We start from the raw sequence: 20474 nt of genomic DNA on the forward strand, positions 1-20474 counted from the left end.
TTTAGTTTATAATGATTTCATCTGCCATCAGCCAGGCCTTTTCTCCTTCTCCATATCCGCCGACAGGTACTCTGCCGATATTTTCTCCAATTATTCTCAGGTATTGAACTTTTACCAAAGGAAACTTTGCACGGACTTTATTGATGCCATTAAGATCGAAATTTCCTCCGGTATAAACTTCTTTAAATTCCTTTCCATCAACAGACACCAGAAAACTCAGTTTCTTCGGTGCCCACATCCTTTGCCAGGGGTAATGAAGCACATTGATACCAATTTGAGAAACCGGTGTTAAAGCACCTAAATCGATAAGGGCATCCAGGTTCTCCCCACTAAAGCCCAACCATTGTGAATCGTTAAAACGATGGTGTCCTTCCATTCCATTGAGCAGCAGGCCAGCTGGAAAATTGTATTTACCTGCAGGAGCATGAGCCAGGCTGATCTTTTTCTGAATTCCGGAGTGATGCAGGAAGGCCTGATTAAAAGTCCTTCCTGAACGTTTATTTCCAACAAAGAGCCCGGCGTTCAAGGTCATTGAACGGTTCAATAAAACTGGCCCCTGATACCGTTTACTTTTCATATTTGGAGCCGAGCCATCCAGGGTATATCTGATTTGCGCTTTCGGCAAATTTGTTTTTAAGGTCAAAAGAGGATTTCCATTGGCTCCAGATTTCACTTCTGAAGTAATCTCCTCAAAATAAGGATAATAATTAACCTTCATCCGGTTCATGAAATCCCTATGGTCCCTCAATTTCTTCAGAAACCAAGGGTAATTTTTCCCTTTTTTGTCAGACCAGGCGATTTCCGACAAGGCCAATGCACGGGGAAATACCATATATTCCAGGTGTTTCTCCTCCTTCATGTATTCCGTCCAGATGCCACCCTGAACGCCTTTGATGTAAGCGGCCTGCTCAGGGCTTAAAGAATCCGGTACAGGTTCATAACTATAGACCTTCGATAAAGGGGTGTAATTTCCTGCAGCAATGGGCTCATTTTTATCCAGCGACTGATAATAGTCGAAATACAGCATATTCTCCGGGGTCATGATGACTTCATACTTTTCTTTTGCAGCAACAATTCCGCTCTGCTCTCCCCTCCAGTTCATAATCGTGGCATTTTTAGAAACCCCACCTTCCAGTACCTCATCCCAGCCTACAGCCTTTCTGTTTTTACTGTTCAGGTATTTCTCTATCCTTTTCATGAAATAGCCCTGAAGTTCGTGCTCGTCTTTAAGTCCGTTTTCTTTGATCTTTTGCTGGCATTTGGCGCAGTGTTTCCATTTCAGCTTCGGACATTCATCTCCGCCAATATGGACGTAAGCATAAGGAAACAAAGTGACCACCTCATCCAGTACGTCTTCCATAAACTGATAAACTTCCTCATTACCGGCACAGAAAACATCATCAAATACCCCCCAGAACTGAGCGGTTTTGTAAGGACCTCCCGTACAACCCAATTGAGGATAGGCCGCTAGCGCCGCTAAAGCATGTCCGGGCATTTCAATCTCCGGAAGTATATTGACATATTTCGAAGTCGCATAACGCACTACTTCACGGATCTGGTCCTGTGTATAATAACCTCCATATTTCTGACCGTCAAAGGTATGAGGCGCTTCTTTTTTATGACCGATGATCGTGCCATTCCTCCAGGCAGATACCGACTGGAGCTTAGGGTATTTTTTAATTTCTATCCGCCAGCCCTGGTCTTCAGTAAGGTGCCAATGAAAAATATTGAACTTATAGACCGACAGCAAATCGATAAACTTTTTAAGAAAAGCAACGGAATACATATGTCTGCCCACATCCAGGTGCATACCGCGATAATTAAAGCGCGGATAATCCCTGATTTCCCCTTTTTCTATATGTAATGTATTTTTCGCTACGGGCGACCATAATTGCATTAAAGATTGGATGCCATAAAATACACCCGCCTGGTCATGCCCCTTGATCAGAATCTGATCACCTTCCACCAACAAATGATAGCCTTCCTTTTCTTTAACCGCTACTGAATCCAGCTTTAAGATGATCTGATTTGCGCGGGATTTGGCATTTACAGCAAGCAGAACCCCGGTATAAGAGCGGATGGCTTCATTCAGCAATGCTCCGCTGGCCTTTAGTTCATCAGGATAAGTGATCGTTGTAGCAGCATAGATATTGATGCTGCCCTTGCTTTTTTTGAGGTAAACGGGTTCGGGAATGACGGCGAACGATGCTTGCTGAGCATGCAAAGCAGAACCTATAAACAGAAAGGTAATCAGTAAAAACAATCGGACGGTTTTATTCATGGCATTCCGGAAGATCATACAGCTTTGGTTTGTTTGCATATTTTTTGCAATAAATTGCATATTTCAAACATAAGGATTAAAATATTAATTTTCATTGCATGACTAAAATTATTAACAACAAGTTATTTCCTGTTGTAAATTAATTATAATAAAACTACCTTAGGCTACTTTAATATGTAAACATGAGACGATTACTCTTTCAATTACCAATGCTCTTATTGGGACTAATTTCTACTGCACAAGTAAAAAAAGACGCCATAAATGCAAAAAACATTGCAATTAATTGGCAAATAATAGAAAATAGTTATGCTGATGGTGGACAATTCCTGTCCAGTTTGAATGTTCAAAACAATGGCCCTTTGGCATTATCTAACAAAAACTGGAAGCTGTATTTCAACTTTGCCAGGAGGATTGTTCCGGGAACAACGACAGGAAATGTAGAAATTGTACATGTTAACGGAGACTTATACTATATCCGTCCGACAGATAAATTCAAGCCTATTCATAATGGGGCATCGGCTACGACTGAATTTGCCTCCAAAGATTGGGCAGTGAATGCCACGGATGCGCCGGAAGGATTTTACCTGATCTATGATGACGCACCGAAACAGGCAATCCCTATCAGGAATGTGAAGGCCATTCCTTCTACGCGCGCGGCACAATTTGCCAGGAATAAGCAGGACCGTGTTCCTTCCATCACTCCTCAAATCATTTATGAGCAAAATAAAAACAGCATAGACCTTCCTGAGAAAGATTTGCAAAAGATCTTCCCCAGTCCGGCGCAATACGAAGAGAAAGCGGGAGAATTCATCCTGGACCAGGGTGTAAAGTTGAGTGCTGACCCGGCTTTTACATCAGAAAGCACTTTCCTTCGGGAAAGATTAACCCGTGTGCTAAGCACAGGAAAGGGAACTCAGACCGGAAAGACCATTCAGCTAAAACTGGATAAATCGTTAGGAGCGGAAGCTTATCAACTGGAAATCAACAGCAAACAGATCCGGATTACAGCATCAGAGAAAGCAGGTATTTTTTACGGCATTCAATCTTTACTCAGTACTTTTCCTTTGCAAAAAAAGGGACAGAAAGTTGCGGTTATTAAATTACAGAATGCTGTAGTAACTGACCAGCCACGCTTTCCTTTCCGCGGACTTATGATTGATGTTGCGAGAAATTTCCAAACAAAAGAGGAGATCTTAAAAGTACTCGACCTGATGGGGATGTACAAATTAAACGTACTTCATTTTCACTTAAATGACGATGAAGGCTGGAGATTGGAAATTCAGGATTTACCGGAGTTAACTGCGGTGGGTTCCAGAAGGGGACATTTTTCGGATACGACGCTTAGTCACCTGCCTCCTTCTTTTGGTTCGGGTCCTTTCCTAAACGAACATCATGGAACAGGTCATTACAGCAAAGCTGATTTCATTGAAATCTTAAAATATGCCAATGCACGTCATATCCGGGTGATTCCGGAGATAGAAGCGCCGGGACATGCCAGGGCAGCAGTCCGTTCCATGCATGCACGTTACAACAGGCTGATGAAAGAAGGCAAGCCTGAAGAAGCAAAGCGTTACCTGTTACATGACCTCAACGACCGCTCTACTTACCGTTCTGTACAAAACTGGAACGACAATGTGATGGATGTATCTATTCCTTCCACGTATACCTTTATAGAAAAGATCAGCGACGAGATCATCGCCATGTATAAAACCGCAGGCGCACCTTTACAAACCATACATTTTGGAGGAGATGAAGTACCAGATGGCGCATGGGAAGGTTCTCCAAACAGCCTGAAATTCGTTAAAGAACATCCGGAACTAAAAGATGTAAATGGCCTTTGGGCTTACTTCTACAGCAATATAGACCGCATCTTGAAAAGCAGAAACTTATACCTTTCAGGATGGGAGGAAGTGGGCATGCAGCCAGTTGTTGCAGATGGAAAGAAGTCCTATGTGATCAATCCTGCATTGGGCGATAAAAACATCCACCTGAATGTCTGGAACAACATTATAGGCTGGGGTGCAGAAGACCTGGCTTACAGACTGGCCAATACGGGATACAAAGTGATTCTTGGCGGGGTAAGCAATCTATACTTCGACATGGCTTATCAGAAATCATTTGATGAACCAGGCTATTACTGGGGCGAGTATGCGGATATCGATAAGGCTTTTAATTTCATTCCTTTCAATTCCTTTCTCAATTCCAATATGGATAAGTTTGGCAATACCTTAAAACCTGGTTTTTATGATACTAAAGAACGGTTAACCGCAAAAGGGAAAGCAAATATTGTAGGGCTGCAGGGATTATTATGGAGCGAAACGATTAAAGGAGGCAAAGATCTGGAGTACATGATCATGCCGAAACTTTTGGGCCTTGCAGAAAGGGCATGGGCAACAGATCCGGAATGGGCCAATGAACCGGACTCCATCAAAAGAAAAGGAATGTATGATAAAGCCTGGGCCAGATTTGCCAACAGGCTTGGAAAAAAAGAACTGCCGAGGATAGACGCTGCATTTGGAGAACTGAATTACAGGTTACCCCCTGCCGGTGCGGTTGTAAAAGACGGACAGGTACATTTGAACAATCAGTTCCCCGGGATTACCATCCGTTATACCACCGATCAAACGATACCAACAGCAAAGAGCCCGGTATATACCAAACCGATTACCACCAAAGGACTCATCAGGTTCCGTACATTCGACAGCGAGGGACGCGGAGGAAGGTCTACTTCCATCGTAAACGAAGTGGAATGGAACGTGACTCCTAAGGAGTTACCATAAATATAAAATTGTATAGAGTTTTATAATTAAGCCGTATTATTGTAATTATATACTAATTAATGACTACCGATCAACAACCAGCTACCCTAACAAAAGCGCAACGTAAGCAGCTCATTGTTAAAGAGATTAACATCCATACCCGTGCTACATTTGAGCATTTAGCATTGATTGTCAACGTTTCTGAAGACACCATCAGAAGGGACATCAATGAGCTGGAAAAAGAAAATCTGGTGATCAAGGTCAAAGGAGGTGCGATGGCCAGCGCTTACCACCACACTTCCGAACAAAAAGCTTATTCACAAGATGATAAGATTACCATCGCTCAGAAATTACTTCCCCTATTGAGGAAGGACATGTTGTTGCTATTGGGTGGAGGAACAACGATCAGGGAGTTCATCAAACTGATTCCGGGAAACCTAAGGATCACCATTGTGACGGCCAGTGTTTTATCGGCAGTGGAATTATTGGATAAGCCCAATATCAGAACCATCATGCTTGGTGGACAGATTTCTACTTATAGTCAGATGAGCTTTAGCGGGGATGTATTTAACCAGCTCTCGCACCTCAAAACTGACCTTTGCATCCTGGGCACCAATGCATTAGATATTGAAGGAGGTTTTTCTGATTCCGACTGGGATACGGTTCAGGTAAAGAAAGCAATGCTGGCCTCTTCAGAGAAGGTAGCCATTGTTTCCATCTCTGAGAAGTTAAACTCAACGATGAAAATCAAGATTGCCAACTTATCTGAAGTCGATTATATCGTGACCGAGCTTTCGCCTGATGCAGAGCTACTAAGCCCATACAAAAGAGCCAACCCAAATCTGACTTTTCTTTAGATAGAGATCTTTTTGTCTCTGGCTTTAATCTTCCAGCTGGTTTCAATCTGTTTTCCCCTGACTACCTGCGCTTCTTCATAAAGCGCACAGGTTGGGCAAACATGGTAAGGCATTCCATAAATGCGGTCGCCGATCTGATATTTTATAGATTCATTATGCTTTAAGGTCAGGTGTTCTTCAGAATGACCATAGGGGATTAAATCTGTATTCCATGGAAAGAGTACCCGTTTCTCTAAGGGGTTTTCCGAAGAGACCGACTTATAACCCAGGTCTACACAGATCAGGTCATCGGCAGGAAGCGAAATCACCGTACAAATCAGCAATGCAGCAGGCTGAAACTGTAATTCAGGCAAATGCTTCGTGTAATTGTCGTCCCAGAAAACGAAAGTTCCGGGGCTGCATTCCACGCGATCCTGACCAGCATAATAAGTAAAGGTATTGGATCCTCCTGCAACAATCTTCAAATCAGGGAGGCCAAGTTTAGCCAGTTCATCCGCAGCTGCAAATACCTTTTCCAATGCAGGTTTTGCTTTTTCCGCACGGACTGCAGGATCTAAATCATGAAGATGACCATCATAAGCATGCAGGCCTTGTAATTTCAATCCTTTGATCTGACTTAATGCCAAACAGAAGCTGACGAGCTCCCCAGTAACCGGAAAACCTGTTCTGTTCATCCCGGTATTCAAATCCAGATATACAGCAATCTCCAGCTGATGCGCCAGTGCCATCGCCGCAATTTGATCGGCAGCATCCAGGTGATCTACTAAACAGGAAAATGAACATTTCGGAAACGCCATGATCAATTCGATCAGTCTGTTGATTTTAAAGCCTACCGGCTGATAGGCAATCAATACATCGCTCATTCCATTTGCAGCAGCAAGTTCAGCCTCTGCAATCGTTGCACATTTAATCTTACTGATGCCATATCCGGAAAAAAGCTGGATGATCTCACCGATCTTATGCGTTTTAATATGAGGCCTGAACCGGTCTGTATTTCCGGACAGCATGGCCAGCGCGATTTCTATATTAGATTTAATACGCGCTTCGTAGACCACAAATAAGGGGGTATCATACGCATTCAGGTTTGAAATTTCCTGCCAGTTTTCCATACTATAATAAATTAATTAGGAGGTTTCCCTTGTTATCTGTTTATTTTACTCGAGATGCCGCTTTGCATAAAAGCGTCGATCTCCTCTTTATCCGTTAAGGCCCAGTCGCCATGAATACTTTGTTTCAGCACGCCACAGGCTGCGGCCCAGTTGACCATCTTTTGAGGATCAAAACCGGACGATATTCCATATAACAATCCAGCGGTAAAGGCATCTCCTGTTCCAATCTGGTCTGTAACCATGGGAAGGGTATGTACTGTAGAGTAATAAAATTGTCCTTCATGCGCCAATCCGGCAAAATATTCATGATGGAGCCCTTCTACTACCCGGAAGCTCATGGCAAAGGTTTTAAGAAGCGGCATTTTTGTTTTCAAAAAAGAGAAACAGTATTCAAACCGATCCCTTAAAGACATTCCTTCTTTGGTTTTTATGCCGAAATAAATGGCTGCACTATCCAGATCGGCGACCGCTACCTGGCAATAACGCAATAAGCCAGGCATGATCTCCTGCGGCTCCTTTCCATACTTCCATAATTTCTTACGGTAGTTAAAATCCGCCGAAATCATGATTCCTTTTTGGTGGGCGATTTCTATCGCCTCTTTGCACACTTCTGCGGCACTCTCGGAAAGCGCCGCTGCAACGCCAGACCAATGGAATAAGGAAGATGATTTCAGTAACTGCTGCCAGTCGGCCATTCCCGGCTGAAGCTGTGAAAAGGAAGAACCTGAGCGGTCATAGATGACTTGTGTTGGGCGGATATGGTTTCCGTTTTCCACGTAATACGTGCCCAGACGCTCTCCTCCTTTAAGAATTCCTGTCGCATCCACTCCATACTTCCGGAGTTCTGCAATGGCCATATCTGCCAGAGCATTGTTGGGAACTCTGGTGACCATTTTACTGTTCAGACCAAGTCTGGCGAGAAGCACCGCTACATTTGCTTCTGCACCTGCAACATGAACATTAAATGAATTGGACTGCACAAAGCGCAGGCCCAGCTGTGTATTAAAACGCAACAACAGTTCACCAAAACAGGTGATATTAGGAGTAGGATTCATAGGCAATAACCTGTGATATTTGGTTTGATAGGCTAATTTATCAAATATATAACTGTTCAGCTAATATGCGTAAAAATTGCATAAATAGTATGCAAAATATTTGCAGAACAACACATTTGAAGAGGTATATCTCAGGGATCTGTTCGGGTAGTGTTATGGTTGTGTTGTATCGTTCTCTATGTTCTGGCCGAATATGCTGCGATTCTTTGCATTCTTCTTCGACTCCGACTACAACGCAACCATAACACTACCCGAGTGAAGTCCCATGGAATTAAATTGGAATAGAGAATAAAGGAATGTCCAGTCCGGAGGCCATGACTCTTGTTTTACTGCGGTGCACCAATGAGGCCCAGAAACCATATTTATTAGGGATCATGATCAAAAGGTCTGCTTTGAATTCTTTGATTTCTTTTTCGATCTCTTTAATCACCTCATTAGATTTCACATTTTTATAATAATAGCTGACACCGGACAGACCGTTGCCGATTCCATCTTTTGAAGACAATGCAGGATCATCTGCTTTCAGATCTTCGATCGCATTGTTTACATGGAAAACTTCTACTTCAGCATTCAGGCTCGTAGCCAGTTCCTTAATTCGTTTCAAAATCTTTTCAGGCACACCTCTCAGTACATCGCATGCAAACAGGATCTTTTTAATCTCTCCAAACTTAGCTCCTATCGGCACTGCGAGCACAGGAAATTTCAGCTTTTTAATCGCGGCTGTAGTGGTATTTCCCATCAGGTCCTGCTCCAGCGTTCTGGCTTTCATGCCCAATACCAGCAAATCTGCTTTATGCCTGTCGATCAGATCGCTCAACTCATCTTCTACAAATGAAAAGCGGGCTTCGAAACCGACTTTGATGCCATAGGTTTTGGAAAGATAAAGTGCCCTTTCCTGCAATCGGTTTTCGTTTTCATCCATTAGCTTCTGAATACTGGAAGCAGGTAAAATCGTGTTGGCGGCATGAACGGGAAGGACATAAGAATTGAATAAAACCAGTCTTGCATTACCATGTTTTGCAGCTGCTGCAGCATACTCTACTGCATTTTCAGCTACCTCGGAAAAATCTGTTGCGACAATTATAGTTACCATAAGAATTGTGTATTGGTTATCCGTAAATTTAACCAATAGTTTCCCCTGACTGTTGATTTTAATCGTCTCAGAAAATAATTTTACAATAAACAAACTGAAAGGTCAATCTAATATGACAAATCGAATGGCAGAAAAAAAAACGATCTTTGCCTTGCTAACATTTGACCATGAAGAATATAAAAGTAATCGCATTTGACGCGGACGATACGCTTTGGGTGAACGAACCTTATTTTTTAGAAGCGGAGCAGAAGTTCTGCGCCTTACTGGAGGATTACCTTCCCCATCACAGTGTTTCTCAGGAGCTTTTCAAAACGGAAATGCAAAACCTTTCCTTGTACGGATATGGGGTAAAAAGCTTTATGCTTTGCATGATAGAAACTGTGCTGAGGGTGACGAACAATACCGCAAACCCGGAGATCTTACATAAAACCATTCAGTACGGACAAGAATTACTCAATAAGCCTATTGAACTGCTGGACGATGTGAAAGAAGTTTTAGAAGCCTTAAAAGGAAAATACCGCCTGGTGGTTGCGACCAAAGGCGATCTTCTGGATCAGGAACGGAAACTGGCCAAGTCGGGATTATCCTCCTATTTCCATCACATTGAAATCATGAGTGATAAAAAAGAGAAAGATTATGAGAAACTGCTGAAACACCTGGATTGTAAACCGGAACACTTTCTGATGCTGGGCAATTCCTTAAAATCAGATGTGATGCCCGTTCTTGAAATCGGGGGACATGCCGTACATATTCCATATCATACTACCTGGGCACATGAGCAGATTGACCATACCCTGGAACATGATAACTTTTATCAGGTCAAAGCATTGGCCGAGATTTTACCACAATTATTATAATGAAACAAATTTTAGATTTAAACGGCTGGGCAAGAAAAGAACATTTTCATTTCTTTAAACAATTTGATGAACCTTTTTTTGGTGTCACCGTAAATATAGATTGTACCCTCGCTTATGCTTCAGCAAAGGCAAAAGGGATTCCATTTTTCTTGTATTACCTACATAAATCGTTGACTGCAGCAAACCAAATCGCTGCTTTCCGATACCGGATTGTGGAAGATCAGGTTTGGATTTACGATAAAGTGGATGTATCGTCTACGGTAGACCGTCCGGATGGAACTTTTGGCTTTTCATAACAAATGGAAGCGTTCTGGCAATACATCAAAAGCTATACCGCAATTTCTGAGGCTGCGCAAAATGCCTGGCAGCAGCTATTACAGGAAAAGACCATCAGTAAAGGAGAATACTTCCTGATGGAAGGGAGTATTCCTAAAAGGATCGCTTTTGTAAAAAAAGGGCTTTTCTCTTATTACTACACCGACCAAGACGGCGCAACCGTGATCAAAAAGTTCTTTCCTGAGCAAACATTGGTTGCCTCCACCAGTGCGATGTTACTGCAGCAGCCCAGCTTATTTACCATACAGGCGCTGGAAGAAACGGAAATTATCAGTTATGGTTTTGAGGGATTCCGGGAGTTGACACTGGAATACCCCGATATTGCAGGTTTTTACATTCATTATATGGAGCAGCATTGGATCATCGAAAAGGAAATCGGTGAGATCAGCCTTAAATATCAAACTGCCAAACAAAGGTATCTGGATTTCAAGGAAAATAATGCAGCGTTGTTTGCCCGCCTAAAGCAACACCATATGGCTTCTTATTTGGGGGTTACCCCAACACAGCTGAGCCGAATCAGGGCAGTATTATAAATTATATCAACATAGGTAAAGGGGAAGCTCATAAATATGAGCTTTCTTTGCGGCGGAATGAAAAACAATATTATCAAAGGAAGTATTCTGGTTGCCTTGGGATCATCCAGCTATGGCATGCTGGCCACGTTTGTGAAAATGGCTTATAAAGAACATTACACCACCGCCGAAGTCACCATTTCTCAATTCACCTTAGGCGTAATTGGTCTGTTGCTATTGAGCATGTTTTCAAAAAAGACGCCTCAGGTGATAACTGCAGTTCCCAAATGGAAAAGCATTACCAAACTGATGGCAGCCGGAACCTCGATGGGATTAACCAGTGTTTTTTATTACCTGTCTGTACAATATATTCCCGTAAGTGTAGGTATTGTTTTGTTAATGCAAACGGTCTGGATGGGTGTCATTCTGGAGATGATCATGCATAAGAAGCTTCCCGGGACACGGAAGGTCATTGCTGTGCTGATCATTCTGGCAGGAACCGTCCTGGCGACCAATCTTTGGGGCGCAGAGATTGCCATAGACTGGCGTGGAATTGGTTGGGGTATGCTGGCTGCAATGGCTTATACGGTGGCAGTGTATGCTTCCAATGGAATCGCCCTGCATTTACCTTCTATCAGGAGAAGCCTATACCTTGTTCTCGGCGGATTGATCGTCATTCTATGTATTTTCCATTCTTCTCTGACCGCAGATTTCGGCTTTAGCATCTTTTGGCGATGGGCGATTGTGCTTTCTTTATTTGGCACCATTTTACCCCCACTGCTATTCACGATGGGAATGCCACTCACCGGAGTGGGATTAGGTACCATTATTGCCGCAGTAGAGATTCCGGTATCTGTAATGATGGCGCACCTCCTCTTAAAGGAACCTGTTAACGTGTTCCAATGGCTGGGAATTGCACTCATTCTGGCTGCAGTGGTGCTCATGAATATCGAGAAACCAAAGCAGGCAGAAATAGCGGTATAGGTTATCTGTTTTTCTTTAACTGATCCAGGCGGGTCTTTTGTTCATTAATTCTGTTTTCCAGGTATTGACGTCTTTCTTCATCATGGGTTTCATCGGTTGAAGGATGTTCATCTACCCAGATCTGATATTGTTGTTCCTGGTGGTCTGTATGAATTTTCAGTTTATTTTCCAGGGCCGCCCTTTTGGCCTTCAGATCAGCAAGCGTCACTACCCAATCCTGTTTTTCCGAAGCGCTTGCTGATTCGACACTGATTTCTGCCATTTTAATATCCGCATTTAGCCTATCGAGCTCTGTCTTTGCAGGAACAAAGACCTTTTCCTCTAAACTAAACCGCTTCAGGTCTGTACTGAGTGGTAACAAAACCGTATCCACAGGTGTTTCCCAATTCTCCCAAACATGGGCAATCAAGACTGATTTGCCGTTAGGAATATTTGCAGAAACCTGATCCAGATAATCTGACACCCCTTCGGCTTTTAGTGTTTCTCCTGCAGAGCCCGCAATCATTCCTCCTGCCAGTCCGACAATAAAGCCCAATGGTCCTGCTAAAAGGCCAACCAGTCCGCCAATCAATCCTCCGCCAATCACCCTCGCTCCTTCTGATTCATTTTTGGCTGACCGGATATTCACCTTCCCATCTCCATCTCGGGTCAAAACATAAGTTTCTCCTACAGAAACATCTTTTGTAAGGTGAAGTTCCTGTAATGCCTGTAGTCCTTTGAATGCCTCCACTTCAGAATTGAATAAGGCCTGAATCATTTTTTCCATGAGTATCGTTTTTGATCTTGTACTTTTCTATACTACAAACCAGCAGATATTTTGTTTTCAGTAACCAGGGCGATCATTTTAGGAACAGCAATTTTAAGAGTCCGCTTTTATCGATATTAAACTTATTTGTTCCTGGTGTGTTTATACTTCAGATCAATTTAAATCGTATAGCTATGAAAAGTCCAGGAAATAAAACGGAACAAAAAGAACTTAAGGAAGTCACAAAGAAAGCAAAGGGCGCTGAACCGGAAAATGCAACTTCCGCAAAAGATGCGAAGAAAGTGGTTACCCATAAAAAGAAAAGCGCAAAATAAGACAAAATATTCATCGGAAAATATGCTTCCGGAAGAGGTCGGGTTCGCAGGCAGACAGGGTTATTGGTCTGCCTGCTTCATTACCAGTACTTTCGATTTAGATTTTCTTACATTTCGTATTGTTTCTATCACAATCTTTCTTAAATTGACTAAAATTTTCATTAAAGCTCTTAGTAAGATTATTTATTTTTTTAACGATGGATATAGACCCTGTAGACAATATTGTCAATTATAAAGTGGGAATCATTTATTGGAATCCCGCAGATTCAAGATTAATCGTACCCAAACGCGAAAGGTCAATGGGTTACACTTTAAATTTTGCCCATAGACTTAACATTCTGATATTAGTGGTCATTACGGCGCTTGTAATTTATACGGCGATGTATCTCCAATAGACAGGAAATGAAAATCATTCAGTCCAGCACAATTAATCCGGTTCAGAAGAAAGCGATCCATGATCTGTGGAATAAAGAATATCCCGCCAAACTAAAACACGGAGAATTAAAAGAGCTGGATGATTACCTGAGCGGTCTTGCCGATGTGGAGTATCACCTGCTGACTGGTCCTTCCGAAGAAGTAGTGGGCTGGGCTCTACGGTTCACGAGAAATAACCAACCCTGGTTTGCGATTGTAGTAGACAGCAATTTACATGGACAAGGTCATGGCCGTCGTCTGCTGGAAGAAATGAAGAAGAACACAGCCGAACTGAATGGCTGGGTGATCGATCATAACAAAGACCTGAAAGAAAACGGAGAATACTACCGGTCTCCATTAGGCTTTTACCTGAAAAATGAATTCATCATTCTTCCGGAAACCAGACTTGAACTGGAAAAAATGTCGGCGGTAGCCATCCGCTGGATCAATAAAAAATAATCAGGCTCTGGTTTCTTCAAAGAAATAGATGATCAGCATCATTGCTTTATCTTTCCCTATATTCCTTGGCGTATGAGAAAGGCGTCCATCAAAAAGAAGGGAATCTCCTGCCGACAATTCGATCTCCTGATCGTCAAAGATATATTTGATATTTCCAGCCAGAATATATTTGTACTCGAAGGCTTCGGTAGTCACCATTGGTCTGGTCGCGTCAGGTTCCAGTTCCAGCAGGACAATATCTACGGTAGAATTCTTGATCGACTTGGTCAGAATCCGCTGGTATAGAAATCCCAGTGCCTGTTCTTTTTCAAAAGACTCATATTCTGCTTTTCTTTTCACCACCACCGGGGCTTTGTTCGAACTCGCAGAGATGTCTTTAAAAAACTGGTTCAGGTCAACGTCAAGGGATTTGATAATGTCTATCAGCACCATCAAAGAAGGTACAGTACGGTTGTTTTCAATTTGTGAAATCAGACCTTTACTTACGCCTGCCCGATCCGCCAATTCCTGAATGGTGATGCCTCTTTCTTTTCTTATTTCTTTTATCCGGTAACTGATCTTCAGGATTACATCCTCTTCCATAGTTTTTTTTCTTGTCCAAAAATAATCAATTTACAGCCGCATCACCATTCTATTTAAACTAATTTGTGTTAACAGAGCCCGGTTCCTTTTGTTTTGTCAGATAATAAACAGGAATCCCGGCCAGCATGATCACTACACCCCATCCACAGGTGCTGATTCGCGTGATCAGCAGAGACACACAGAATACAGTTGCGAAGATGATGTATAACAATGGCAATATTGGGTATCCAAAAGCTTTATATGGACGTTCGGCATTCGGCATTTTCTTTCTCAGGATAAAAATTCCGACAATCGTCAGGATATAGAAAATCATCACAATGATCATCACAAAATCCAGTAAAGCACCATATTTTCCGGTAAGACATAGGGCTGAGGCCCAGAAACACTGAATCCATAAGGCCCAGGCCGGTACACTTGCTTTGTTTAAATTGGCCGCTTTCTTAAAGAAAAGACCATCTTTTGCCATGGTATAATATACCCTTGCCCCTGCCATGATCAATCCGTTATTACAGGCGAAAGTAGAGATCATGATCATAACCGCAATGATAATCGTTCCTGCATTTCCGAAAATATGTTGGGCAGCAACTACCGCAACACGGTCAGACTTTGCCGTAGCTATGTCGTTTAAAGGAATCACGGCAACATACATTAAGTTCGCAAGGATGTAGATAACACTTACAATAAAGGTTCCCAGGAACAGGCTAAGCCCTACGTTACGTTCCGGTTTTTTGATTTCCCCGGCAATGAAGGTTACGCCATTCCAGGCATCACTGGAAAATAAAGAGCCCACAAGGGAGGCAGAAACGGCTGCGAAAAGTACAGAACCTCCAACCGTCATCCAGGAGCCGCTTTCTACGTTAAAAGATCTGGTGCTCCAGGCATCTGCCCAGTTGGCATTCCAGATTTCTGATTTGGCACCCAGGGTAAAGCCAAATATGATCAGTCCGAAAAGAGATAAAATTTTGATAATGGTTAGAAAAGTCTGCAAGGTTTTGCTGTCTTTCACCCCACGGCTATTGATGTAACTCAGCAGGATAATGGTCAGAATAGACACAATTTGTGCCGCGCTTAAAGAGAAAAATTCCGGTGCTCCGGCTGCATCCGTCCCGATCTTTAGCTGCCAAAGGATGTTTGTTTCACTCAGGGGTTCATAAAGGTAAGCTGCAAATTTAGAGAAGGCCACGCCTACCGCGGCGATGGTCCCGGTTTGAATGACGGCGAAAAAACTCCATCCATAGAGAAAAGCAATCAACTTGTTATAAGATTCTTTCAGGTATACGTATTGACCGCCTGCTTTGGGAAACATAGCACTCAATTCCCCATAACTTACCGCTGCAATTACGGTAACCAGTCCGGTGATGACCCAGATTAAAATCAGCCAGCCTGCCGATCCTACCTGCCTGGTGATATCGGCACTGACAATAAAGATTCCGGAGCCGATCATAGAACCTACGACCAGCATTGTACCATCTAATAAGCCAAGTTCTCTCTTGAAAGAGCCATCTTGATTTTCTTTTTCCATTTAGTTTGTTTTAGTTTTTAGCCCTGAATCTTTCAATTGTTGCATTTGTGGTTCCTGCAATACCTGAAACATTCATAGACTTGGTTTTGGTTTTTCAAAATGAAACGATCCTGTCAGCACTGATCTGCACAATTAATTGTGGTTCAATTTGATGGTTTCATTTTGTTTGGTTAGTTTGTGCTAATATATTTAAAATAATTAAAATCAGATTGCCCTGATTGGCATTCGGAATATTAAATTAATATTTCTCGAAAAAAGCTTAACAATCAATTCATTAAAAATTTGCTTTTTAAAAGAACACCCTTATTTTTACGTTGCTCTACCTTCATAATCAACGCTCTAACCACTCATGATAATGAAGGGGCCGCAATTAACCGCAAAAACCAAATAAAGAACCAAATAAACAGAAATTAAGTATGGAGTTTTTACAAAACAATCTAATCTATTTTATTCCCGTCCTGGGATTAATTGGCATTATCGTCATGGCTATTAAAAGTGCCTGGGTAAACAAGCAGGATCCTGGTGATGCAAACATGCAAGAGTTGGCCGGCTATATTGCCGACGGGGCGATGGCCTTTTTAAAAGCAGAATGGAAAGTATTGAGCATTTTCGTGGTCTTCACCGCAGCTTTACTGGCCTATTCCGGAACCGTTCACGAAGTCAACGGAGTGGAATTGCATTCCAGCTGGATCATTGCTGTCGCTTTTGTGATTGGTGCTGTATTTTCTGCTACTGCAGGATATATCGGGATGAAAGCCGCTACAAAAGCCAACGTACGTACTACCCAGGCTGCAAGAACGAGTTTATCCAAAGCTTTAAAAGTTTCCTTCACGGGAGGAACAGTAATGGGACTGGGTGTAGCAGGACTGGCAATCTTGGGATTAGGAGGTTTGTTTATTGTCTTCATGCAGGTATTTAATGTCGTAGAAGCCAACAGTACAGAAATGAAAACAGCAATAGAAGTGCTGACAGGTTTCTCCCTGGGTGCAGAGTCTATCGCCTTATTTGCCCGTGTTGGCGGCGGTATTTATACCAAAGCAGCCGATGTAGGTGCCGATCTGGTAGGTAAAGTAGAAGCCGGAATTCCGGAAGATGATGTAAGAAATCCGGCGACAATTGCCGATAACGTAGGTGATAATGTGGGGGATGTGGCTGGAATGGGTGCCGATTTATTCGGTTCTTATGTAGCAACGATACTCGCAACCATGGTGTTGGGACAAGAAATCGTGGTAGATAAATTAAATGGTGTAGCGGTCGATAACCTGAATGGTTTCTCGCCGGTATTGCTGCCAATGGTAATTTGCGGACTGGGAATTTTGTTCTCCATCGTAGGAACCTGGTTCGTTCGCATTAAAGGAGAAGATTCCAATGTACAAACTGCCCTGAACTTAGGAAACTGGAGCTCTATCGTACTTACCGCTATCGCTTCTTATTTTATTGTGATGTTCATGCTTCCTGCTCAGCTGCATTTACGTGGCGTTAACTTTACCAGTCTGGATGTATTTTTTGCCATCATTGTTGGGTTAATCGTGGGTACTTTGATGAGTATCATTACAGAATATTATACCGCTATGGGCAAAGGCCCGGTGAATTCGATCATTCAGCAATCAGGAACCGGCCATGCCACAAATATTATCGGTGGTTTATCTGTAGGGATGAAATCTACCGTAGCCCCGATTCTGGTACTGGCAGCCGGAATTATCTTTTCTTATGCCTTTGCAGGTTTATATGGTGTGGCCATTGCCGCAGCAGGAATGATGGCCACAACGGCGATGCAACTGGCCATTGACGCTTTCGGTCCTATTGCAGATAATGCAGGTGGAATTGCCGAAATGAGCCAGCTTCCACCAGAAGTTCGGGAACGTACAGACAATTTAGATGCAGTAGGAAACACTACAGCGGCTACGGGTAAGGGTTTCGCCATTGCTTCTGCAGCCTTAACCTCACTGGCTTTATTTGCGGCCTTTGTTGGCGTTGCAGGAATTGATGCCATCGATATTTATAAGGCCCCTGTTTTGGCGGGCTTATTTGTAGGAGCGATGATTCCTTTTATCTTCTCTGCTTTATGTATTGCTGCTGTTGGTAAGGCCGCAATGGACATGGTTCAGGAGGTTCGTCGTCAGTTCCGTGAGATTCCGGGAATTATGGAATATAAAGCGAAACCGGAATACGAGAAATGTGTGGCGATCTCTACAGAAGCTTCTATCCGCGAAATGATGTTACCAGGGGCAATCGCTTTACTGGTTCCGATCATCGTTGGCTTTGGGCTTAAAGGTGTATTTCCTTCGGTAAGTTCTGCGGAGATCTTAGGTGGTCTGCTTGCTGGTGTTACCGTATCAGGTGTATTGATGGGGATTTTCCAGAGCAATGCCGGTGGTGCCTGGGACAATGCAAAAAAATCATTTGAAAAAGGGGTATCGATCAATGGAGAAATGTTCTATAAAAAATCGGAACCACATAAAGCTTCAGTGACTGGTGATACCGTCGGTGATCCCTTCAAAGATACTTCAGGTCCATCGATGAATATCCTGATCAAACTGATGTCTATCGTTTCTCTGGTGATCGCTCCGTACATTGCCGTTGGAGTGATGACAGAAACAAAACAGGAGATCAAAAAAGAGATCAGGGTCATTAAAACGGTCGATTCTCTGGGAAAAGAAACAATGGATACGGTAAAAAATACCATTGACACCTTGACCGTCAAGCCATAATATTATAATTGTTACTGCTAAAAGGGATTTTGAATAAGAATCCCTTTTATTTTTAAACATATTTTATTTAGGTTTGACAATCAGATTACAAACCAAAGACTATAGAAAACTATTACTAAATCTTAAATTATGAATTTTAGAAAGTCAATCGACTTACTTACAAAAGAAGCTGCTGAGAGCGGAGAGGGCACCCTGAAGCGGACCCTTGGCCCCGTTAACCTGGTAGCTTTGGGTATTGGAGCCATTATTGGTGCTGGACTATTTTCCATCACCGGTTCTGCAGCCGCCAATAATGCCGGCCCGGCCATCACCATTTCCTTTATCATTGCAGCAATTGGTTGCGGATTTGCAGGCTTATGCTATGCAGAGTTTGCTTCCATGATTCCTGTTGCAGGAAGTGCTTACACCTATTCTTATGCCACCATGGGCGAATTAGTTGCCTGGATTATTGGTTGGGATTTAGTGTTGGAATATGCGCTTGGTGCGGCCACGGTTTCCATCAGCTGGAGCCGGTATCTCGTTAAGTTTCTTGCTTATTACGACGTCCACCTCCCTGCGGAAGTGACGATGTCACCTTTTGAGACTGCACAATTGCTTGACGGAACAACCGTTCATGGAATGTTCAACCTTCCGGCGGTATTTATCATATGTCTGATGTCATTGGTATTAATGAGAGGCACTCAGGAGTCTGCTTTTATCAATGGTTTGATTGTAGCGATTAAAGTAGTTATCGTATTCATATTTATTTTCTTAGGTTGGAAATACATCAACGCAGACAACTATTCTCCATATTTTATTCCTGCAGATAAGCCAGGTCATGACAGCTTCTTTACCAATGGATGGGGAGGTGTCATTCGGGCCGCGGGAATTGTGTTCTTTGCTTATATTGGTTTTGATGCCGTTTCTACTGCAGCACAGGAAGCTAAGAATCCAAAGAAAGATATGCCAATCGGGATTCTCGTTTCCCTGTTTGTATGTACCGTTCTTTACATCTTATTCGCACACGTAATGACAGGTGTTGCCAACTATGACATGTTTAAAGGTCAGGATGGTATTGCGCCGGTTGCTGTTGCTATTGATAATATGGGAGTTAAAAATGCGGCCGGTGTGGTTACGCCTGCGTTCCCATGGTTAAATAAATTGATCATCCTTGCGATTTTAGGTGGTTATGCTTCTGTAATCCTGGTGATGTTACTGGGACAATCAAGGGTATTCTTCTCGATGAGTAAAGATGGTTTATTGCCTAAAGTATTCTCCAGTGTTCATCCTAAATTCAGTACTCCTGTGAAAAGCAATTTACTTTTCATGGTGTTTGTGAGTTTATTTGCTGCATTTGTTCCGGCAGGCGTAGTTGGTGAGATGACCAGTATCGGTACCTTACTTGCATTTATCCTGGTATGTATCGGAATTGTGATTCTTAGAAAACGCATGCCAGATCTTCCAAGAGCATTTAAAGTGCCATTGGTGCCACTAATCCCGATCTTAGGTGTGGTGGTATGTTTAGGAATGATGGTATTCCTTCCTTTAGATACCTGGGTTCGTTTATTGGTATGGATGATCCTTGGTATGGATGTTTACCTGTTCTATGGTATCAAAAACAGTTTATTATCTGACAATAACCCGGTAACACTGGCAAGAAGCAATAAAGTAGTTTCCTTAATCGGACTGGCTTTGGCTGCACTATTGGTTGCTGTTGCCTTCATTCACCATAGCATCACAGACGGAAAAGATACAGGCTTGTATTATTTCTCTCTGGTTTATGCTGCGGTACATTTACTATTATACGCCTATCGTCTTTCCACTTCTAAAAACGTGAAAGCCAAGATAAACTAACAACCGTTTAAAGGATTTCTATTCTTTATT

18 protein-coding genes are annotated in these 20474 nt (G+C 42.6%); 11 read left to right on the forward strand and 7 right to left on the reverse strand.

The annotated features are described in order from the left end of the window. Position 1: 1 nt before the first annotated feature. On the reverse strand, positions 2–2320 hold the full coding sequence (locus tag AAFF35_RS24595; RefSeq protein ID WP_342329192.1) for a family 20 glycosylhydrolase: 2319 nt from the start codon (positions 2318–2320) through the stop codon (positions 2–4). 143 nt (positions 2321–2463) lie between these two features. Here AAFF35_RS24595 and AAFF35_RS24600 point away from each other — a divergent pair, with 143 nt between their 5' ends. Beyond that, on the forward strand, positions 2464–5061 hold the full coding sequence (locus tag AAFF35_RS24600; protein ID WP_342329193.1) for a family 20 glycosylhydrolase: 2598 nt from the start codon (positions 2464–2466) through the stop codon (positions 5059–5061). Positions 5062–5120: 59 nt separating this feature from the next. Next, positions 5121–5897, forward strand: a complete 777-nt coding sequence (locus AAFF35_RS24605) for a DeoR/GlpR family DNA-binding transcription regulator (RefSeq protein WP_342329194.1) — start codon at positions 5121–5123, stop codon at positions 5895–5897. Here AAFF35_RS24605 and AAFF35_RS24610 read toward each other — a convergent pair. The 3 genes from AAFF35_RS24610 to AAFF35_RS24620 all read right to left on the reverse strand — a co-directional run bounded on the left by AAFF35_RS24610 (position 5894) and on the right by AAFF35_RS24620 (position 9154). Then, on the reverse strand, positions 5894–7006 hold the full coding sequence (locus tag AAFF35_RS24610) for a D-TA family PLP-dependent enzyme (protein ID WP_342329195.1): 1113 nt from the start codon (positions 7004–7006) through the stop codon (positions 5894–5896). The genes AAFF35_RS24605 and AAFF35_RS24610 overlap by 4 nt on opposite strands. A 32-nt stretch (positions 7007–7038) precedes the next feature. Further along, positions 7039–8061 (reverse strand): sugar kinase, encoded by a 1023-nt coding sequence (locus tag AAFF35_RS24615; RefSeq protein WP_342329196.1) that lies wholly within the window; start codon positions 8059–8061, stop codon positions 7039–7041. A 271-nt stretch (positions 8062–8332) separates the two neighbouring features. Beyond that, positions 8333–9154: a universal stress protein gene (locus tag AAFF35_RS24620; protein WP_342329197.1), complete on the reverse strand. Its 822-nt coding sequence runs from the start codon at positions 9152–9154 to the stop codon at positions 8333–8335. A gap of 167 nt (positions 9155–9321) precedes the next feature. Between AAFF35_RS24620 and AAFF35_RS24625 the strand changes: the two genes are divergently transcribed. From AAFF35_RS24625 to AAFF35_RS24640, 4 genes are read left to right on the forward strand one after another with little or no spacing between them, the layout of a single operon-like run. Beyond that, positions 9322–10011, forward strand: a complete 690-nt coding sequence (locus tag AAFF35_RS24625) for an HAD family hydrolase (protein WP_342329198.1) — start codon at positions 9322–9324, stop codon at positions 10009–10011. Further along, complete coding sequence (locus tag AAFF35_RS24630; RefSeq protein ID WP_342329199.1) at positions 10011–10307, forward strand: CatA-like O-acetyltransferase; 297 nt, start codon at positions 10011–10013, stop codon at positions 10305–10307. The genes AAFF35_RS24625 and AAFF35_RS24630 overlap by 1 nt, the downstream gene beginning before the upstream one ends. Positions 10308–10310: 3 nt before the next feature. Then, positions 10311–10880 carry a Crp/Fnr family transcriptional regulator gene (locus AAFF35_RS24635; RefSeq protein WP_342329200.1) on the forward strand — a complete coding sequence of 190 codons (570 nt, stop codon included), beginning with the start codon at positions 10311–10313 and terminating at the stop codon, positions 10878–10880. A gap of 57 nt (positions 10881–10937) precedes the next feature. After that, entirely contained in the window at positions 10938–11843 is a 906-nt protein-coding gene (locus AAFF35_RS24640; protein WP_342329201.1) for a DMT family transporter, read from the forward strand. A gap of 1 nt (position 11844) precedes the next feature. On the opposite strand, the gene AAFF35_RS24645 is transcribed toward AAFF35_RS24640, so the two are convergent. Beyond that, complete coding sequence (locus tag AAFF35_RS24645; RefSeq protein ID WP_342329202.1) at positions 11845–12609, reverse strand: hypothetical protein; 765 nt, start codon at positions 12607–12609, stop codon at positions 11845–11847. A gap of 173 nt (positions 12610–12782) precedes the next feature. On the opposite strand from AAFF35_RS24645, the gene AAFF35_RS24650 reads away from it, so the two are divergent. From AAFF35_RS24650 to AAFF35_RS24660, 3 genes are all read left to right on the forward strand, one after another. Next, positions 12783–12923 (forward strand): hypothetical protein, encoded by a 141-nt coding sequence (locus AAFF35_RS24650; protein ID WP_342329203.1) that lies wholly within the window; start codon positions 12783–12785, stop codon positions 12921–12923. Between the two features lie 197 nt (positions 12924–13120). After that, positions 13121–13318 (forward strand): DUF5808 domain-containing protein, encoded by a 198-nt coding sequence (locus tag AAFF35_RS24655; protein ID WP_342329204.1) that lies wholly within the window; start codon positions 13121–13123, stop codon positions 13316–13318. Between the two features lie 7 nt (positions 13319–13325). Further along, on the forward strand, positions 13326–13796 hold the full coding sequence (locus tag AAFF35_RS24660) for a GNAT family N-acetyltransferase (RefSeq protein WP_342329205.1): 471 nt from the start codon (positions 13326–13328) through the stop codon (positions 13794–13796). Here AAFF35_RS24660 and AAFF35_RS24665 read toward each other — a convergent pair whose 3' ends face one another. Both AAFF35_RS24665 and AAFF35_RS24670 read right to left on the reverse strand, forming a co-directional pair. Continuing rightward, the gene (locus AAFF35_RS24665) at positions 13797–14378 is read right to left on the reverse strand and encodes an XRE family transcriptional regulator (RefSeq protein WP_074612295.1); all 582 of its coding nucleotides are present in this window, start codon (positions 14376–14378) and stop codon (positions 13797–13799) included. Between the two features lie 58 nt (positions 14379–14436). After that, a complete protein-coding gene (locus AAFF35_RS24670) occupies positions 14437–15900 on the reverse strand; it encodes an amino acid permease (protein WP_342329206.1) in 1464 nt (487 codons plus the stop codon). Between the two features lie 416 nt (positions 15901–16316). On the opposite strand from AAFF35_RS24670, the gene AAFF35_RS24675 reads away from it, so the two are divergent. Both AAFF35_RS24675 and AAFF35_RS24680 read left to right on the forward strand, forming a co-directional pair. Further along, positions 16317–18611: a sodium-translocating pyrophosphatase gene (locus tag AAFF35_RS24675; RefSeq protein ID WP_342329207.1), complete on the forward strand. Its 2295-nt coding sequence runs from the start codon at positions 16317–16319 to the stop codon at positions 18609–18611. A 129-nt stretch (positions 18612–18740) separates the two neighbouring features. Continuing rightward, the gene (locus tag AAFF35_RS24680; RefSeq protein ID WP_342329208.1) at positions 18741–20444 is read left to right on the forward strand and encodes an amino acid permease; all 1704 of its coding nucleotides are present in this window, start codon (positions 18741–18743) and stop codon (positions 20442–20444) included. The last annotated feature ends 30 nt before the right edge of the window (positions 20445–20474 follow it).

This window comes from Pedobacter sp. FW305-3-2-15-E-R2A2 (genome assembly GCF_038446955.1).
Lineage (GTDB): Bacteria > Bacteroidota > Bacteroidia > Sphingobacteriales > Sphingobacteriaceae > Pedobacter.

Bases quoted from the DNA above. Each gene is read 5' to 3' on its own strand.
- AAFF35_RS24680 (WP_342329208.1), top strand. From the start codon at position 18,741: ATGAATTTTAGAAAGTCAATCGACTTACTTACAAAAGAAGCTGCTGAG.
- AAFF35_RS24610 (WP_342329195.1), bottom strand. From the start codon at position 7,006: ATGGAAAACTGGCAGGAAATTTCAAACCTGAATGCGTATGATACCCCC.
- AAFF35_RS24665 (WP_074612295.1), bottom strand. From the start codon at position 14,378: ATGGAAGAGGATGTAATCCTGAAGATCAGTTACCGGATAAAAGAAATA.
- AAFF35_RS24620 (WP_342329197.1), bottom strand. From the start codon at position 9,154: ATGGTAACTATAATTGTCGCAACAGATTTTTCCGAGGTAGCTGAAAAT.
- AAFF35_RS24600 (WP_342329193.1), top strand. From the start codon at position 2,464: ATGAGACGATTACTCTTTCAATTACCAATGCTCTTATTGGGACTAATT.
- AAFF35_RS24660 (WP_342329205.1), top strand. From the start codon at position 13,326: ATGAAAATCATTCAGTCCAGCACAATTAATCCGGTTCAGAAGAAAGCG.
- AAFF35_RS24630 (WP_342329199.1), top strand. From the start codon at position 10,011: ATGAAACAAATTTTAGATTTAAACGGCTGGGCAAGAAAAGAACATTTT.
- AAFF35_RS24655 (WP_342329204.1), top strand. From the start codon at position 13,121: ATGGATATAGACCCTGTAGACAATATTGTCAATTATAAAGTGGGAATC.
- AAFF35_RS24675 (WP_342329207.1), top strand. From the start codon at position 16,317: ATGGAGTTTTTACAAAACAATCTAATCTATTTTATTCCCGTCCTGGGA.
- AAFF35_RS24595 (WP_342329192.1), bottom strand. From the start codon at position 2,320: ATGCAAACAAACCAAAGCTGTATGATCTTCCGGAATGCCATGAATAAA.
- AAFF35_RS24640 (WP_342329201.1), top strand. From the start codon at position 10,938: ATGAAAAACAATATTATCAAAGGAAGTATTCTGGTTGCCTTGGGATCA.
- AAFF35_RS24625 (WP_342329198.1), top strand. From the start codon at position 9,322: ATGAAGAATATAAAAGTAATCGCATTTGACGCGGACGATACGCTTTGG.
- AAFF35_RS24650 (WP_342329203.1), top strand. From the start codon at position 12,783: ATGAAAAGTCCAGGAAATAAAACGGAACAAAAAGAACTTAAGGAAGTC.
- AAFF35_RS24605 (WP_342329194.1), top strand. From the start codon at position 5,121: ATGACTACCGATCAACAACCAGCTACCCTAACAAAAGCGCAACGTAAG.
- AAFF35_RS24635 (WP_342329200.1), top strand. From the start codon at position 10,311: ATGGAAGCGTTCTGGCAATACATCAAAAGCTATACCGCAATTTCTGAG.
- AAFF35_RS24645 (WP_342329202.1), bottom strand. From the start codon at position 12,609: ATGGAAAAAATGATTCAGGCCTTATTCAATTCTGAAGTGGAGGCATTC.
- AAFF35_RS24615 (WP_342329196.1), bottom strand. From the start codon at position 8,061: ATGAATCCTACTCCTAATATCACCTGTTTTGGTGAACTGTTGTTGCGT.
- AAFF35_RS24670 (WP_342329206.1), bottom strand. From the start codon at position 15,900: ATGGAAAAAGAAAATCAAGATGGCTCTTTCAAGAGAGAACTTGGCTTA.